We start from the raw sequence: 14372 nt of genomic DNA, 5'->3' as shown, positions 1-14372 counted from the left end.
GAATTGAAACGACTATTCAACATATTACTGTACTTGCTCCTGGCGGTTTTTGCATTAGGACTGACCGTATCCGGTGTCGTCTACTTTCTTTTGCGCGCCTCCGTCCCCGACTATGACGAGGATTTCAGTGTTGCGGGTATCGAAGGTCCAGTCGATATTCTGCGAGATGCTGCGGCCATACCGCACATTTCTGCAGACTCCGCTCCGGACGCCTATTTCGCGCTTGGTTTCGTTCACGCTCAGGACAGGCTTGGCCAGTTATTGAGGGCAAGGCGGGCAGCGCAAGCCTTGATGCCACTTGACCGGACGATCGAAGTTGAGCCTTCGACAGCCCAAGCGCTCGACGCATATGCCGCAGGTGTCAACGCGTGGCTTGGCCTGGTGTCCGAAGGCGGGCGCGGCAGAGGCTCACCCGATCTGTTGATCGCGGATGAGAGAATGATCGCAGCCTGGAGACCCGTCGATAGTCTCAGACTTGCCCAAGCGTTTCTGAACGATCTTCAACCCGAGAGACGGCAGAATGACCTGTCCGGCTTGTCAGATCTACCGATCCCGTCGGATCGACCTCTTTTGCCCGAGCTGTTTGTGACCTCGCCCAAGGTCAGCCTCGATGCTTGGGCGTTGCCTGGAGACAGAACAGCTACCGGAGCACCAATTCTCGCCGCCGATATACGTGGCCCCTTATCGCTGCCTTCTGAATGGTACCTGGCGGATATTCAACTCCCGACCGGAGCCGCGATTGGGGCTACATTGCCGGGTGTGCCCTTCATTGTCGTCGGTCGCAGCGAACGCGTCGCTTGGGCGTTCCGATCTGTGTCCCAGAAAGCCGTTAAAGAGCCAGAGAATCCCACGGCCGCGCAGGCCAGCAATTTTCTGATGATGCTTGACCGTCTGGCGCGGTCCGCCGATGTGAACGATGCTATGGACGCATGCATGAACCTGTCACCAGCCGGATTGGAGATTCTTGCGATCGACCGAGAAACCCTTGCTCGCTGGCCTGACAGGGAGGTCGAAACTCCTTTATCGTTTCGAGACGCCCGTCTGGCTGCTCTTGATGAGCGGCAGCCGATATTCTCGGTCGAGGGCGCGATTACGGTGCAGCGCGACACGGTCAGCGCTGCCGCGCGGGCGCTTCTTCCTATAATGGCAAAAGAGCTTTGGTTCGTGGGTTCCACAGGTGCTCTCGAAGAGAACCGCGCAGATGAGCTTCGCGGCGATATTCTGGATCAACTTGCCCAATGGAATGGCGACATGGATCGCTTTTCACCGGAGCCGCTCGTGTTCTGGGCCTGGGCGCGCGCGTTGCAAAAGCGAATACTTCAGGATGAATTTCCATCCGCGACGAAGGTCTGGGCCAGGCCAAATCCCGATGTCCTATTTGCGGTGCTTTCAGATCGCGGAGGGAGCGCAATCTGGTGCGACATCCGCCCGTCTACCCGCATCGAGACCTGCCAGGATCAGGTTCGTGCGGCCCTGGATGATGCCATCGGCTGGCTTGTCGACCGCTACGGACCCGATCCGTCCGCCTGGGCCTGGGGCGAAGCACACGCTTTGAATATGGGGTGGGCACCAATCCGATCGAGCGGGATCATCAGCGATCTGCTGTCTCTCGAAGCCCCATCTTCCGGCGATCCCGACACACTGATTGCAACACTGTTCACTTCTGACAATGACCGCCCGTTCGCGACCAGCGCGGGCACCAATTTTCAGGCGGTCATGTCGTTTTCGGAAGAAGCCGGATCCTATTTCATCGCGCCCGCCGGTCAGTCCGGCCACCCGCTCTCACGTTTCTATGAAAACCTTTTCCCCATGTGGATGCAGGGCAAATACCTTCCGATGTCCACTGATCTGTCCTTGGCCCAAGGTGGCGCAGTGGGAACATCTCGACTTTCACCAGTGTCCGTCGATGGGCCAGCAATACAACATGACAGGAGCCAATGATCACCTACTTCCTTAATTTCGACCCGTTTGGATATGCGATTTCGCCAGTGTCCCTTGTTTCCGTCAGTTTGGCCGCATGGTTCTACGTGCGCGGCCTCGCGCGATCCGCTCGCATTCGCGGGACGGTTTCTGTTTGGCGGCAAGCTCTGTTCTTCGCTGGCTTGACCTGTATTCTCGCGGCCACGAATGCGCCTCTGGCTTCGTTGGGGCACAGCCTCTTTTCGGTGCACCAAGTGGAGCATCTTCTCCTTCGCCTTGCAGGACCACTACTCATCGCGGTCTCTCAGCCGTGGCGACTATTGCAAGCCGGTTTGAACAGACGGTGGCGTCGATACCTCGGCGCTCTTGGAAAATCTATTACTTTGGGGCTCTTGGCACATCCGGTAACCGCCACTGCCGCGCTCATCACGTCGCTCTTTATCTGGCAGATTCCAGTGCTTTACGGACTTGCGCAGCGCATCGCGGCGATCGAGGTGTTCGCCCATTTTGCGATGGTGCTGGCAGGGATCTGGTATTTCGGCATGCTCTTCGACCCGAGAGATCCCCCTGAGGGCGCGAGGCGCGGCGCAAGGCTGATCTCCGGTTTTGCGGTGATCGTTTCAAACATTTTTCTGGGTTCCTTGACGACACTCAAAGAGGTGAGCCTCTATGCCTCCTACCAAACGGCGGGAACCGGGTTGCTCGATCCCCTGTCCGACGAAACCATGGGTGGCTACACGATCTGGGTCCCGTCCTCGATGCTGATGATCGCCGCGATCATTCTGGTCATGAACGGGTGGAACGCGGCCGAGGTGCGTCGCTGGAATTCACGATACGAGTTGGTGCGAGGCTCGAACTCCGCGGCGCTCGAGTTTCCGGAAACGGCCGAAGAATTGCGTCTGAAAGTGGCAAAGCCAAACCGCGACATGGGCCGGACGCTCGCCATAGGCGCCTTGGTCATGTTCTTCATCGTCATGACGACGGTGGTGACTATTGTCTATGCGCTTTGAACAGAGGAGCAAATCAAAGGTTGTACCCACGTCTTTTCCCGCGATCGACATTTTCGCTGCACCGTCGTCGCAGTCAGAGATTTTGGGCACACTATCTCGGGCTGGCCAAGCTCAGAGGACACGAACGATTTTCTGCACTAAAGTTGACCATCAGAACAGACCCACCAGCCTTTGACTGCTGACGCCGCCGCCTCCTGAGTCTTGCTTTGCTGAATTTCGCGAGAACTTGATGCTGCGCTACTTGCCGCTCTCAGATTGCAGGAGGGCGTGTTCGAAGGCCTCCAGCGTGGTCGTGCTGACGTGATGCTCGATCCCCTCCGCATCGCGTTCCGCAGTCTCTTCGTCGATTCCCAGGCTGAGGAGAAACGCGACGACGATCCTGTGCCGCCGGCGGCAGGCCTCGGCCAACTCCCGACCGGCATCCGTGAGGAATATGGCGCGGTAAGGTTCCCGCCGCACCAGGCCAGCAGCTTTGAGTCGCGAGATGTTCTTGGTCACGGTCGGCGGCTTCACTCCAAACCGTTCGGCGATTTCCACCGGCCTTGCCTCTCCGCGCGACTCGATCAGTTCGGCGATCAGTTCAACGTAATCTTCCGCCATTTCGCTCTCATGTGCCTGACGCACGGTCGCGAATCCCTCAGCCTGTGCTTCGGGAGCCCTGTCGACAGTTTCGAACGGTTCATGTTCCTGTGATTGCAGCTTTGTCATACTTGGGACTTTGCAGGGAAACTGCAGGATTGACAACTTGTTTGCATAGGGTAGATAAATTAGCCGTGGCTAACTTTGAAGTTGGGAGACCACGGTGATTCAGAAATTCCTTGGAGCGTTCATTGTCGCACTCGCAAGTGCGCTCGTCCTGTCCGGACCTGTCGCTGCGACGCCTGCCAAGGAGGCTCCATGGCTTCCCGAGGCGGCGGCCTACCGGCTGACTCTCTTCCTCGGAAATCTCGAACCGCTGCCTTGGGATGACGTCGGGACCGCCTGGGCCGAACCCTACCGGGGTTCGGAATTCTCTGTTGGTGCATTGGCATGGCTGGACGGCAACAGCGACATCGGACCCGCCCCCCTTCTGGACGCCATCACTCGCGAAGACCGCCAGGCGGTCTTTGCCGAGGCGACGCGGCTGATCGCGCGCCGGATCGACGAGGAACTGGACCGAGCAGTCATGGCCGACGACCCTGCACGTGCGCAGCAGGCCGTGCGGACAGCCCGAGAACTCTATCGCTCGTTCGCGGACGGTATCGCGGCTGCTGATCCCGACGCTTCGAGACGCATCGGCCTCGCCTGGCTGGAACTCAACAGCAGCACAGGTTCCGCCGGTGTTCTTGGTGCTGGTGCCACACCCGCGAGTCGCAAAACCATGGAAGCCGCGCGCGAAGTCATCTCCCTCTATCTCGCCGAGAATTACCTCGTTGACGATTTCGCGCCGCGCCGGACGCTGAGCGCGCTGCCGGAAACTGTTGTCCTGAGTGGCCGCACCATCGAGGTGCCGCCTAGCCTGCCGCCGGGGTCTGACATCTTCGATCAGGATCCGCTGCCGCGCCTCGTCCTCAATTTCGAGGAGCAGGGCATCGACGAGACCGACCTGCCATTGGTGGCCTATGGCGACATGCTATTCGACAGCGCGCAAATCTTTGGCAATCCGGCGCAGGGTCTCGGGGTCGCTTGTTCGACCTGTCACAACCGATCGGACGTTAACCAGAGGCTTTTCATTCCGGGTGCGAGCCATCAACCAGGCGCGATCGATGTCGATGGCGCCTTCTTCAACCCGATCTTCAATGACCGGCGTGATGATCCGATTGACATCCCCAGCCTCCGTGGCCTGCGCTTCACCGGGCCCTACGGCCGCGATGGCCGCTTCGCCTCCTTGCGCGATTTCACCCGCAACGTCATCGTCAACGAGTTCGGCGGCGATGAACCGACGCCCTTCATGCTGGATGCTCTGCTCGCCTACATGCTCGAATTCGACTTCCTGCCCAACTCCATGCTGACACCGGATGGTCAGCTGACCGAAGCCGCTCCCGAGGCAGCGCAGCGCGGCGAAGCGATCTTCAATACACCCTTCGCGGCGCTCGGCGACCGTTCCTGCTCCAGCTGCCACGTCCCGGACACGAACTTCCTGGACCGGCAGGCCCATGATATCGGCTCGGTTGCGTTGGCCTACGATGGCGCCCGCACCGGTGCGATGGATACACCCACGCTGCTCGGCACCGTCTACACCGCGCCCTATTTCCACGACGGGTCGCTGCCGACCCTGGCCGCTGTCGTGGACTGGTTCGACGAATCGAAAGCGCTCGGCCTGACCGGAGCGGAACGGGCCGACCTGACGGCCTATCTGGAGACCGTGGGCGCAGCGGACGAGCCCTATGAGGCATTCGACGCCGAGAACACCGCCTTCCGGCTGGCATTCTCCGAACTGACGACCTTCGCCTCGACGCTTGATACGCTGCTGCCGCAGCGGGATGCAAAACATATCCTGCTGCTGACCGACACCGTGGCCGCGGACCTTTCGGCGGACGCCAGCACAATGTCGAACCTGGCTGCGCGGCCTGAAGTCTACGCGTTGGCCCAACGTCTGGCCGAGGTTGGTGACGCCGTTCGTACTGATGACTGGGTGGCTGCCGAAACAAGCTGGACCGCGTTCAAGTCCGAAGCCGACGCAATCGAAGAGAGGGCATTCTGATGGCGATCCATATGAACCGCAGAACGATGTTGGCGCTGGCCGCTGCGGGCGCAGTATCGCTCGCAACCCCGCTGGCCGCGCAGGACACTGCGTTGCGGCTGGCTTTCATCCCGCAGGAGAACCCCGAGAAGCTCCTGGGCGACATTGAAGCCATCACCGGCTGGCTGGCTAGTGAGATCGACGTCCCCGTCGAAGGGTTTGTTACCATCGACCATGCGGCAGCGGTCGAGGCGCTGCGCAATGGCGACGCGGATATCTCCTTCATGGGCGCCCTGCCTTTCGTCCTGGCCGAGGCCGAGATCGGTGCCGTGCCACTCCTGTCCGAGGTCTACCGCGACGCGCCGAGCTACACGGGTCGCATCTTCGTCCGGCGCGATAGTGGCATCGCAGGGCTTGCCGACCTGCGCGGGCGCGACATCGCCTTTGCCGATCCGATCTCGGAATCTGGTTATCTCTATCCGCTCGCCGAATTCGTCGAGGCTGGGCTGATCGACGGTCCGGGCGCGGCGGAGGCATTCTTCGGCCGCGTCTTCTTCGCAGGCGGCTATCAGCAGGCCATGCAGGCGATGGCCGAAGGTCTGGTCGACGCCGCGGGTGCCAGCCAGTATGCGGACCTGCTCCTGACGCCGCAGCAGCAGGCACAGGTGACATGGATCGCGGAAAGCCCGCCAATCCCGAGCCATGTCGTGATCGCGCGACCCGGGTTGGATGCCGAGGTGCAAGACCGCTTCACCAACGCGATGCTGCAGCTCAACGAACCTGAGAACCGCGACAAGCTGCGCTATCTCTACGGGCCGGACGGCTATGTCAGGGCCGACTCCGCCGCCTATGGCGGCGTGCGCGACATGGCACGGCGATATGGGCTCCTGGAATGAACATTGCGATCCGGATCGACGACCTGAACTTTGCCCATCCGGGCGGGAGTGTTCCGGCGCTGGAGCGGGTCTCGCTTACAATTTCGACCGGCGAAAGCGTCGCTTTGCTCGGCCCGTCCGGGGCAGGAAAAACAACGCTGCTGGCATTGCTCGACGGCAGGCTTCAGGGCTGGCGCGGGCGCGTTTCAGTCTTGGGTGCGCCGCTCGATCCCGACCAACCGCCGCCGCGCGCAAGCCGACCTGATACCGGTTTCGTGTTTCAGGAATTCGCCTTGGTCGAACGCTCCACGGTTCTGCGCAACGTGCTGAACGGCCGCCTAGGCCGGATGGCGCCCCTGCGCGCCCTGCTGGGGTCGCCAACGCCACATGATCTCGACATTGCGCGCACAGCCCTCACCGATTGCGGCATTGCCGATCTCGCCGAACGCCGGGTCGACAGTCTCAGCGGCGGCCAGCGGCAGCGCGTGGCCATTGCGCGGTGTCTCGCGCAGGAGCCACGGCTGATCCTCGCCGACGAGCCGGTGAGCAACCTCGACCCCACCCGCGCTGGGGAGGTCTTGGCGCTGCTGACCGGGGCGGCGCAAGCGCGCGGCGCAACGGCGCTGTTTTCCTCGCACCAGCCCGACCTGGCGCGGCGTTTCGCGCAGCGCATCATCGGCATGCGGGATGGGCGGATCGCCTTCGATGTACCGACCTCCGAGTTGAACGATGATGCGACAGCGGAGCTCTATCGGGAGGTTGAGCCAATCCCCGGTATCGGCCTCAGGGCGGTGTCCTGATGGCGTTCCGCGGGTTTGGCGGCTTTGCGACGAGCGGTCTGATCGCCGCCGCGATCGTGTGGTCCTTCGCGACGACCGATGTCGAGTTGTCGCGTCTCATGTCGGCCGGCCCGCGCATTGCCGATTTCCTCGGCCGGATGGTTCCGCCTGACCCGACGGTGATGGCCGAGATCAGGAAGGGCAGCGCGGAAACGCTGAGGATCGCGATCCTCGGCACCCTCGGTGCTGTGATCCTGTCCGTTCCCCTCGGCATCCTCGCCTCCGAAACGATGGTATCGCGTGCGGTGTTCCGACCGATCCGAACGCTGCTTGCCTTCATCCGGGCAATTCCGCTGATCCTCGTGGCCATGCTCATGGTGGGCGCTGTCGGGCTCGGGCCGCTGCCCGGCATCATCGCGGTCGCCTTTCATGCAACGGGGATGCTCGCCAAGTTCTATGCCGAGGCGATCGACGGCGTGCCCCGCGCGCCGATCGCCGCGCTGGAAAGCGCGGGCGCCGGGCCGCGTCGTGCGGCTCAGACATGCGATCTGGCCGCAGATGGCGCCGGTCGTCGCCCGCGACACGATCTTCCGGTTCGAACTAAACCTGCGAGAGTCCCTGATCCTCGGCATAGTCGGCGCGGGCGGGATCGGCTTCTACATCCAGACCTACGTGCGTTCCTTCCAGTACGACAAGGCCGCCAGCGTCACGATTGCGGTCGTCGTCATGGTCATCGCCATCGAGGCGATCAACGTCACGCTGCGGCGCCGTTTCACCTGATCCTCAGGCATAGATGTCGATCGGGGTCCCGTCCCTGACCATGGCATAGATTTCCTCGATCTGGCGGTCCGTGACAGCGATGCAGCCTGCCGTCCAGTCGCGGACATTCATTGGGTCGATCCCCTTGCGCGGTCCGCCGTGGACGAAAATGTCACCACCCGGCGACTTTCCTTGCGCCTCCGCGAACGCGATGTCAGCCTCGTTGGGATAGGAAATGCCGATGGAGAGATGGAAGAGGCTGTCCGGGTTGCGCCGGTCAATCTCGTAGGAGCCTTCCGGCGTCCGTCCGTCCCCCTCGAACTGCTTGTGGCCCTCGGGCGCGAAGCCCAATCCGATGGGATAGGTCCGCAAGACGTCATCCGCCCCATCAAGAACCAGCAGTCGTTGTCCCTTGTACATGCGCAGCCGAGTCACTTCGGGTCCGTTGTACGACCGGAACTTGCTGGCACAGCCTGACAGGAAGGCGGCAAATCCGCCCATCAAAAAGGCGCGCCGTGGAAATCTGGTGTTTGTCACTGCTCGACGCCCCTTTTTGCGAGGTCTGTTGGTGCCAGAGGTTACTCTAACGAAGACGTCGGATCAATGACCGTGCGCCAGTGCTCCCTTCGCCATCTGCTCGCCCACCGGTTCACCGCCCGAAGGCCCGTCCTTGATCCGATGCCCGTTCAAAAGCCGCAGCGCATTGGCGACCACCAACAGGGATACGCCTACATCCGCAGCGATGGCGCCCCACATCGAGGCCATCCCGAACGCGGTCAGCCCGACGAACAGCGCCTTGGTTGCCAGCGATATACCGATATTCTGGTGGATAATCGTCATTGTCCGGCGAGAGTGAGCAATCAGCCACGGCACTCGAGCCAGATCGTCGGTCATCAGCGCGATATCGGCCGTCTCGATGGCCGCGTCCGAACCGACAGCCCCCATGGCGATGGCATAATGCGCCCGCGCCATCGCCGGTGCGTCGTTCACGCCGTCACCGATCATCGCCACCATGTCGTGGGTTGCCACCAGTTCCTCGATGGCCGTCACCTTGTCTTCTGGCAAGAGATCGGCACGCACCTCGTCAATGCCGACCTCGGCCGCCACTGCACGCGCGGTGCGCTCGTTATCGCCGGTCAGCATGACGATTGTCTTCACGCCCTGCGCGTGTAGGCGCGCAACGATCCCCTTTGCATCTGGGCGGATGCGGTCGCGAAGCTCCAGTACGCCGGTCACGCCGGTCTCGTCACCCACGGCAACGAGGGTGCTCCCTGCCCCTTCGATCCGGTCCCGCAGATCCGCCGGAATGGCATTGCCGAACCCCTTCTCTTCGGCGAAGCGATCCGAGCCGAGCCAGATAGCGCGCCCGTCGGCGCGTCCTTCCAGACCGCGCCCGGGCACGGTGCGGGTGTCCTCTGCGGCAGACACGGAAACACCATCGGCTTCGGCGCGCGAGAGGATGGCGCGTGCCAGCGGGTGTGAAGACCGCGCCTCCAGACTTGCTGCCAGCGCCATGAGATCGCGTGCGGAAACGCCGACCAGGGGGTGAACCGCCGCCACCTCAGGCTCGCCCATGGTGATCGTCCCGGTCTTGTCCATCGCCAGTGCCGTGGTCCGCCCCGGCGCCTCGACATAGGCGCCGCCCTTGATGAGCACCCCCGCCCGTGCCGACGCGGTCAGCGCCGCCACGATAGAAACCGGCGTAGAAATGACCAGCGCGCAAGGACATGCGATGACCAGAAGGACCAGAGCATTGTAGAACCAGTAGTCCCAGGCGCCGCCGAGCAGCAGTGGCGGCACCAGCGCGATGGCGATCGCCAGAGCCATCACAATGGGTGTGTAGATGCGCGCGAACTTCGCGACCCACTGCTCGACCGGCGCACGACGGGCATGGGCATCGCCCACCATGCGAATGATTTTCGCCAGCACCGTGTCCGAGGCGGCTTTGGTCGCCCGCACCGTCAGTGTGCCCTCGCCGTTGATAGTGCCGGCATAGACCTCGTCGCCGGGCTCCTTGGGCACCAGTGCGCTTTCGCCGGTAATAGGAGCCTGATCGACGGCCCCTGCCCCGTCCACGACTTCACCGTCGAGAGGGATCCGGTCGCCGCCGCGCACGATAAACCTTGCATTGACTGCCACGGCAGCGGCCGGAACGTCGGCTTCCGATCCGTCGTCGTAAAGAACCCGAGCCGTAGGCGGCGCGAGGTCGAGGAGAGATGAAACCGCGTTGCGTGCGCGACCGACACTCCAGCTCTCAAGATAGAGCGACAAAGAGAAGAAAAACGCGACCGTCGCGGCCTCGAAGAATTCGCCGAGCCCGATGGCTCCTGCAACGGCCACCACCATCAGTAGGTTCATGTCTGGCGAAAGTCGCCGCGCCGAAGACCATGCCTTGGGCGCAACCAGCCAGACCCCAAAGAGGATCGCGACGGCGAAGATCCCTGCTTCCGCCATAGGCATAGGCACCTCGCCATGCCCCGCAAAGAGCCCGAGCGCGCCGCCCATGCCGGTCTCGACAATGTGAAAAAGGAATCCCGCCGCCCAGAAGCCGCCGCTCAACGAGGTAAAGCGCTTCTGACGTGCCAGATGCGCGGCCTGATCCTCTGCTGCGTTGTCGGCGTCCCACGGTTTTGTGCTCATGCCGGTACTCGCGACCAGTTGCGAAACCTCGTTGTCCGAAATTCCGACTGCGGTATCCAGAATCGTCATCCGACCATTGATGACATCGAACGCCAGATGCTCAGTCCCGCCGACTTTTGGACCGACCACCCTATTCAGGATTGCCACCTCTTCGGCACAATCTAGACCGGAAACTTGAAAACTTCGCCCATTCGAGGGGATGGATTGTGCCGGTCCCGTGTTGGCTCCAGCACCGCAGCACGCAGCACCTTTTCCATGAGAGTGGGGAACTACGCTCGCATGTTTGTGATCATCACCATGATCGTGACTGCAGTCAGAGCTGTGCTTGTGGTCGTGGCGGTGGCCATTGGAAGACATGGGATTGACCTCGGGATTCGTTCATTCCACATTGAGATAGCCCCTACAGTAACTAGAGCTTCAAGAGCAAAAACAGAAACTTGGTCAAATAAGGACACAGACCTGCGGAACCTTGAAACGCGCCGCTAAGTCTGAGGACGCGGCTGACCTGCCAAAGAGTGAGATAGATATGCTTCAAAAATATGCGGTGATCATGGTTGCAACATTGGCCCTGGCTGGCTGCGCGGTGCCTTCTAAGGAAGACAACGATCCATTCAGGATCGGCAATGTTCCAGAATCTGTCGCAGCCCTCGCTGCACCCGACCAGGATCTCATCACGGCACGGCTACGTCCCGAAGATAATTGCTATTGGTATGCCCATAGTGGGCCGGTGGAAACGACCTTGGTCCCGTTGCGATCGGCAGGCGGCAATCCCATCTGCGTCGCACGCCAATCCTGATTGACGCGTCCAAGCGTCGGATTGACGGCGCGGCTTGGGTCAACTCTGCGGAGTCACGCTGTCCTCGGCCGAATATAGGAACGCCGTCGAGCCAATCTCCACATTCGGATACAGATCGTTTATGTGCGCCATGACCATCCGGACGCAACCGGAACTGGCTCGGCCGCCGATGCTTCGCGGCTGTGGTGTACCGTGGATGCGCAGATAGGTGTCTCGGTCCCCGACATAGAGATAAAGCGCCCGTGACCCGAGCGCGTTCTCAGGTCCGGGTTCCATACCGTCAGCGATGTCGGCATAGAGCTCCGGGTCGCGGTCAATCATGTTCTGTGTTGGCTGCCAATGCGGCCACCTGACCTTGCGCTTGATCGTGTAGACGCCTGGCTCATAAAGTTTGCCACGAGCAATCGCTACGCCATAGCGCATCGCCGTGCCGCCTTCCTCGATATGGTAAAGATAGCGCGCGACAGCATCGACATGGATGTCACCGGCCACAAGACCATCTTTAGTTATAACCCGCTGCGGCAGAAAGCGCGGGTGCAGGCCCCACGGGTTTGATGTGGCTGGGTTATAGCCCGGCGGTGTAATCTGTGCATCCCAAGCCGCCTTTTCCGCTTCAGTGGGCCAGGTGTCAGCGAGGAGCGGACTCGAGATAGACGCCGAGAACAATGCGGCAGTCGTCTGGATGAAGTGTCGTCTTGTCAGCATATAGATTGCTCCGTTCACGCATTGGACGGCAAACCGAACCTTACCCCGAACGCAGTGTTGTTCGCCCGGGAAAGAGTGAGGCGTTATTGGCAACTTGCTCCATGGTGCCGTTCTATGTCGGTGGCTTAACTCCTAAAGCTACTAGAGGTTCAAGAGAAATTTTGATGCCAGACGATCTCGGTAATACTTCGGGCCCGTTCGTTTCTTTATCAGTCTAAGCGCTGTCACGATCTGTGGGGTGAAACCAGGCTACTGCCACGATGCCGGGCCTCGTCTTGATCTTCGCTTCAATTGTGATCCTTAACTCGCTATGCCGAGCAGTTAAATTGAGCGCTTTCAATAATGGGTCTTTTCAACACGTTTGGCAGCAAGCCCCATATAAAATTTTGCCTCACGCGGAAGTGGTCGTGATGACGTGCATTGGGATATTATCGTTCACGCTTCGCGATAATTGTCACAAGCCCCAACACCTTCTGCGACCACATCAAGCAGGGCGTCTACATCATTTAAAAGAGCTGCTATGCGCGGACTGCTGATCCGGTAGCGAATGAAGCGCCCATCGCGGTCGCTGGCGACAAGTCCGCAATCCAGAAGGCATCGCAAATGATTTGACACGTTGGGCTGCGATAGCCCTGTGCGTTTGACGATCTCGTGAACAACCAACGGTCCTTCACACAGCACGCCCAGTATCGCCAGTCGGCTCGGGTCGGCAAGACCGCGAAAGAGCTTTGCCCTACGCTCGATGCCAGCGGCCGCAGCATTGCGATCGGCGAAGACTTGCATCATATCACTCCTTGCTGATATGTTTGAACTTGATCCACTTTAGCAGGAGTATTGCACCGATGGCCAACACCGAAAGCACCGGATCGACAGCAGATACGTCGCCCGTCCGTTACCGGGTTTCCGGAATGGATTGCGCCAAGGATGCCGCCCAGATCGAGCGGGCGGCGCAGTCTGCGGGTGTCGCGCCCGACGCAGTGAAAGTATCAGCGGCGACCCATATCATGACTCTGAAAGTCCCTGAAGCAAGCCTGCCGGAGATTGAAAAAGCCGTTGAGACAACGGGATATGGGTTCGACCGCATCGAGAGCGACGAGGACCTTCAGCAAAGTGCGGCCCATCAGGACCCGGGCTACCGCCGCGCGCTCTGGATCGTCGTGATTCTAAATGTCGGTTACGGCGTTCTGGAAATGATTGGTGGGTTTATTGCCGGGTCACAGGCGGTGAAGGCCGACGCGCTGGATTTCATCGGCGATGGCGCGATCACTTTCTTGGGGCTTCTTGCCATCGGATGGAGCCTTCTCTGGCGGGCACGCTCTGCCCTGATCCAGGGCATCTTTCTCGGCCTGCTTGGCCTTGGGGTCTTTAGCACGACCATCATAAGGGCATTCGAGCCGACAACCCCAGACGCCACATTGATGGGGATTCTGGGCCTGATTGCTCTTGTGATAAATGTCATCTCCGTGCTGCCGTTGTTGCGGTACCGCAAGGGCGATGCGAACATGCGCGCTGTCTGGCTTTTCTCGCGTAACGACGCCATCGGCAACGCCGCAGTCGTTATCGCCGCTGGGCTAGTGGTTTGGCTGGGCAGCGCTTGGCCCGATCTTATCGTCGCGTTCGGGATCGCCGGACTGTTCCTGCACTCGTCATGGGCGATCATCCGCGACGCGCGGGCCGATCTGAAGGCGGTGGCATGAACAGCCGCGTTCTCGGTGGGCTTTGCGCCATCGCCGCGTTTGGTGTTGATCAGGGCACCAAGGCTCTTGCCCTGAACTCCCCGGCGCTTGAGAACGGGGTCGAGGTTCTGCCCTTTCTCAACCTCGTGCGGGTTTTGAACGATGGGGTCAGCTTCGGTATGCTCGGCGGGGTCGTACCCTGGTGGGGTCTGGTCGCACTTGCTGCCGTGGTCGTGGCATGGCTGCTGATCTGGCTATGGAAGGCTCCGGACGGGCTGACAGGTGCGGCGCTCGGTCTGATCATCGGAGGCGCGCTTGGCAATATCCTTGACCGTCTGCGCTATCAGGCCGTCCCTGACTTTCTCGACTTCCATTACGGGTCATACCACTGGCCGTCCTTCAACTTGGCTGACGTGGCGATCTTTTGTGGGGCAGCATTGCTGTTCTGGGACAGCTTTCGCACCTCGAAAGTCAGGCCGGAAAATCGGGAACAAGACAATCGCAAGGGAGATGTCACGGGGGGATAACAGCTAACAGGCAAAGAACTTTG

Annotated in this window: 15 protein-coding genes and 1 pseudogene; 10 read left to right on the top strand and 6 right to left on the bottom strand. The window is 60.9% G+C overall.

The genetic code is table 11. The features are described 5' to 3' along the window. The first annotated feature begins 3 nt into the window (after positions 1-3). Entirely contained in the window at positions 4-1941 is a 1938-nt protein-coding gene (locus ROSMUC_RS16835; RefSeq protein WP_008282833.1) for a penicillin acylase family protein, read from the top strand. Beyond that, entirely contained in the window at positions 1938-2930 is a 993-nt protein-coding gene (locus tag ROSMUC_RS16830) for a cytochrome c oxidase assembly protein (protein WP_037275512.1), read from the top strand. The genes ROSMUC_RS16835 and ROSMUC_RS16830 overlap by 4 nt, the downstream gene beginning before the upstream one ends. Positions 2931-3167: 237 nt before the next feature. Here the strand turns inward: ROSMUC_RS16830 and mntR are convergent, their stop codons facing one another. Beyond that, the gene (gene mntR / locus ROSMUC_RS16825; RefSeq protein WP_005641374.1) at positions 3168-3638 is read right to left on the bottom strand and encodes a manganese-binding transcriptional regulator MntR; all 471 of its coding nucleotides are present in this window, start codon (positions 3636-3638) and stop codon (positions 3168-3170) included. 94 nt (positions 3639-3732) lie between these two features. On the opposite strand from mntR, the gene ROSMUC_RS16820 reads away from it, so the two are divergent. Genes ROSMUC_RS16820 through ROSMUC_RS16810 form a run of 3 tightly spaced genes read left to right on the top strand, consistent with a single transcriptional unit; the run spans position 3733 to position 7267 of the window. After that, entirely contained in the window at positions 3733-5613 is a 1881-nt protein-coding gene (locus ROSMUC_RS16820) for a cytochrome c peroxidase (RefSeq protein WP_008282837.1), read from the top strand. Beyond that, on the top strand, positions 5613-6488 hold the full coding sequence (locus ROSMUC_RS16815) for a phosphate/phosphite/phosphonate ABC transporter substrate-binding protein (RefSeq protein ID WP_008282838.1): 876 nt from the start codon (positions 5613-5615) through the stop codon (positions 6486-6488). The genes ROSMUC_RS16820 and ROSMUC_RS16815 overlap by 1 nt, the downstream gene beginning before the upstream one ends. Beyond that, positions 6485-7267 (top strand): phosphonate ABC transporter ATP-binding protein, encoded by a 783-nt coding sequence (locus ROSMUC_RS16810; RefSeq protein WP_008282839.1) that lies wholly within the window; start codon positions 6485-6487, stop codon positions 7265-7267. Before ROSMUC_RS16815 ends, ROSMUC_RS16810 begins: the two co-directional genes overlap by 4 nt. Here ROSMUC_RS16810 and ROSMUC_RS21465 read toward each other — a convergent pair. Continuing rightward, positions 7251-7622 (bottom strand): hypothetical protein, encoded by a 372-nt coding sequence (locus ROSMUC_RS21465; protein WP_245875227.1) that lies wholly within the window; start codon positions 7620-7622, stop codon positions 7251-7253. The two genes, ROSMUC_RS16810 and ROSMUC_RS21465, sit on opposite strands and share 17 nt — an antisense overlap. On the opposite strand from ROSMUC_RS21465, the pseudogene ROSMUC_RS21460 reads away from it, so the two are divergent. Both ROSMUC_RS21460 and ROSMUC_RS21455 read left to right on the top strand, forming a co-directional pair. Next, positions 7537-7716, top strand: a pseudogene (locus ROSMUC_RS21460) (PhnE/PtxC family ABC transporter permease); the annotation flags it as partial. The gene ROSMUC_RS21465 and the pseudogene ROSMUC_RS21460 overlap by 86 nt on opposite strands. Before the next feature lie 88 nt (positions 7717-7804). Next, positions 7805-8026, top strand: a complete 222-nt coding sequence (locus ROSMUC_RS21455; RefSeq protein ID WP_245875226.1) for a PhnE/PtxC family ABC transporter permease — start codon at positions 7805-7807, stop codon at positions 8024-8026. A 3-nt stretch (positions 8027-8029) separates the two neighbouring features. Here ROSMUC_RS21455 and ROSMUC_RS16800 read toward each other — a convergent pair whose 3' ends face one another. Then, positions 8030-8506 carry a L,D-transpeptidase family protein gene (locus ROSMUC_RS16800; RefSeq protein ID WP_008282841.1) on the bottom strand — a complete coding sequence of 159 codons (477 nt, stop codon included), beginning with the start codon at positions 8504-8506 and terminating at the stop codon, positions 8030-8032. Between the two features lie 99 nt (positions 8507-8605). Beyond that, complete coding sequence (locus ROSMUC_RS16795) at positions 8606-11002, bottom strand: heavy metal translocating P-type ATPase (RefSeq protein ID WP_439570338.1); 2397 nt, start codon at positions 11000-11002, stop codon at positions 8606-8608. A gap of 169 nt (positions 11003-11171) precedes the next feature. Here ROSMUC_RS16795 and ROSMUC_RS16790 point away from each other — a divergent pair, with 169 nt between their 5' ends. After that, positions 11172-11441 (top strand): hypothetical protein, encoded by a 270-nt coding sequence (locus ROSMUC_RS16790; RefSeq protein WP_005613342.1) that lies wholly within the window; start codon positions 11172-11174, stop codon positions 11439-11441. 39 nt (positions 11442-11480) lie between these two features. Here the strand turns inward: ROSMUC_RS16790 and ROSMUC_RS16785 are convergent, their stop codons facing one another. Next, a complete protein-coding gene (locus tag ROSMUC_RS16785) occupies positions 11481-12146 on the bottom strand; it encodes a L,D-transpeptidase (protein WP_005613343.1) in 666 nt (221 codons plus the stop codon). A gap of 435 nt (positions 12147-12581) precedes the next feature. Next, a complete protein-coding gene (locus ROSMUC_RS16780) occupies positions 12582-12929 on the bottom strand; it encodes an ArsR/SmtB family transcription factor (RefSeq protein ID WP_425442834.1) in 348 nt (115 codons plus the stop codon). 59 nt (positions 12930-12988) lie between these two features. On the opposite strand from ROSMUC_RS16780, the gene ROSMUC_RS16775 reads away from it, so the two are divergent. Both ROSMUC_RS16775 and lspA read left to right on the top strand, forming a co-directional pair. Further along, a complete protein-coding gene (locus ROSMUC_RS16775; RefSeq protein ID WP_037275508.1) occupies positions 12989-13843 on the top strand; it encodes a cation efflux transmembrane domain-containing protein in 855 nt (284 codons plus the stop codon). Beyond that, positions 13840-14349 (top strand): signal peptidase II, encoded by a 510-nt coding sequence (lspA, locus tag ROSMUC_RS16770; RefSeq protein ID WP_009824417.1) that lies wholly within the window; start codon positions 13840-13842, stop codon positions 14347-14349. The genes ROSMUC_RS16775 and lspA overlap by 4 nt, the downstream gene beginning before the upstream one ends. The last annotated feature ends 23 nt before the right edge of the window (positions 14350-14372 follow it).

Origin of the sequence: Roseovarius mucosus DSM 17069 (genome assembly GCF_000768555.3) — a bacterium.
In the GTDB taxonomy this organism is placed as follows: Bacteria; Pseudomonadota; Alphaproteobacteria; order Rhodobacterales; family Rhodobacteraceae; genus Roseovarius; species Roseovarius mucosus.
The sequence above is the reverse complement of the archived record's forward strand: the minus strand, read 5'-3'. Positions and strand labels throughout refer to the sequence as shown.

Excerpts from the sequence above, each read along its gene's own strand:
- ROSMUC_RS16830 (WP_037275512.1), top strand. The coding sequence starts at position 1,938 with ATGATCACCTACTTCCTTAATTTCGACCCGTTTGGATATGCGATTTCG.
- mntR (WP_005641374.1), bottom strand. The coding sequence starts at position 3,638 with ATGACAAAGCTGCAATCACAGGAACATGAACCGTTCGAAACTGTCGAC.
- ROSMUC_RS16815 (WP_008282838.1), top strand. The coding sequence starts at position 5,613 with ATGGCGATCCATATGAACCGCAGAACGATGTTGGCGCTGGCCGCTGCG.
- ROSMUC_RS16810 (WP_008282839.1), top strand. The coding sequence starts at position 6,485 with ATGAACATTGCGATCCGGATCGACGACCTGAACTTTGCCCATCCGGGC.
- ROSMUC_RS21465 (WP_245875227.1), bottom strand. The coding sequence starts at position 7,622 with ATGAGCATGGCCACGAGGATCAGCGGAATTGCCCGGATGAAGGCAAGC.
- ROSMUC_RS21455 (WP_245875226.1), top strand. The coding sequence starts at position 7,805 with ATGGCGCCGGTCGTCGCCCGCGACACGATCTTCCGGTTCGAACTAAAC.
- ROSMUC_RS16800 (WP_008282841.1), bottom strand. The coding sequence starts at position 8,506 with ATGGGCGGATTTGCCGCCTTCCTGTCAGGCTGTGCCAGCAAGTTCCGG.
- ROSMUC_RS16795 (WP_439570338.1), bottom strand. The coding sequence starts at position 11,002 with ATGTCTTCCAATGGCCACCGCCACGACCACAAGCACAGCTCTGACTGC.
- ROSMUC_RS16790 (WP_005613342.1), top strand. The coding sequence starts at position 11,172 with ATGCTTCAAAAATATGCGGTGATCATGGTTGCAACATTGGCCCTGGCT.
- ROSMUC_RS16785 (WP_005613343.1), bottom strand. The coding sequence starts at position 12,146 with ATGCTGACAAGACGACACTTCATCCAGACGACTGCCGCATTGTTCTCG.
- ROSMUC_RS16780 (WP_425442834.1), bottom strand. The coding sequence starts at position 12,929 with ATGCAAGTCTTCGCCGATCGCAATGCTGCGGCCGCTGGCATCGAGCGT.
- ROSMUC_RS16775 (WP_037275508.1), top strand. The coding sequence starts at position 12,989 with ATGGCCAACACCGAAAGCACCGGATCGACAGCAGATACGTCGCCCGTC.
- lspA (WP_009824417.1), top strand. The coding sequence starts at position 13,840 with ATGAACAGCCGCGTTCTCGGTGGGCTTTGCGCCATCGCCGCGTTTGGT.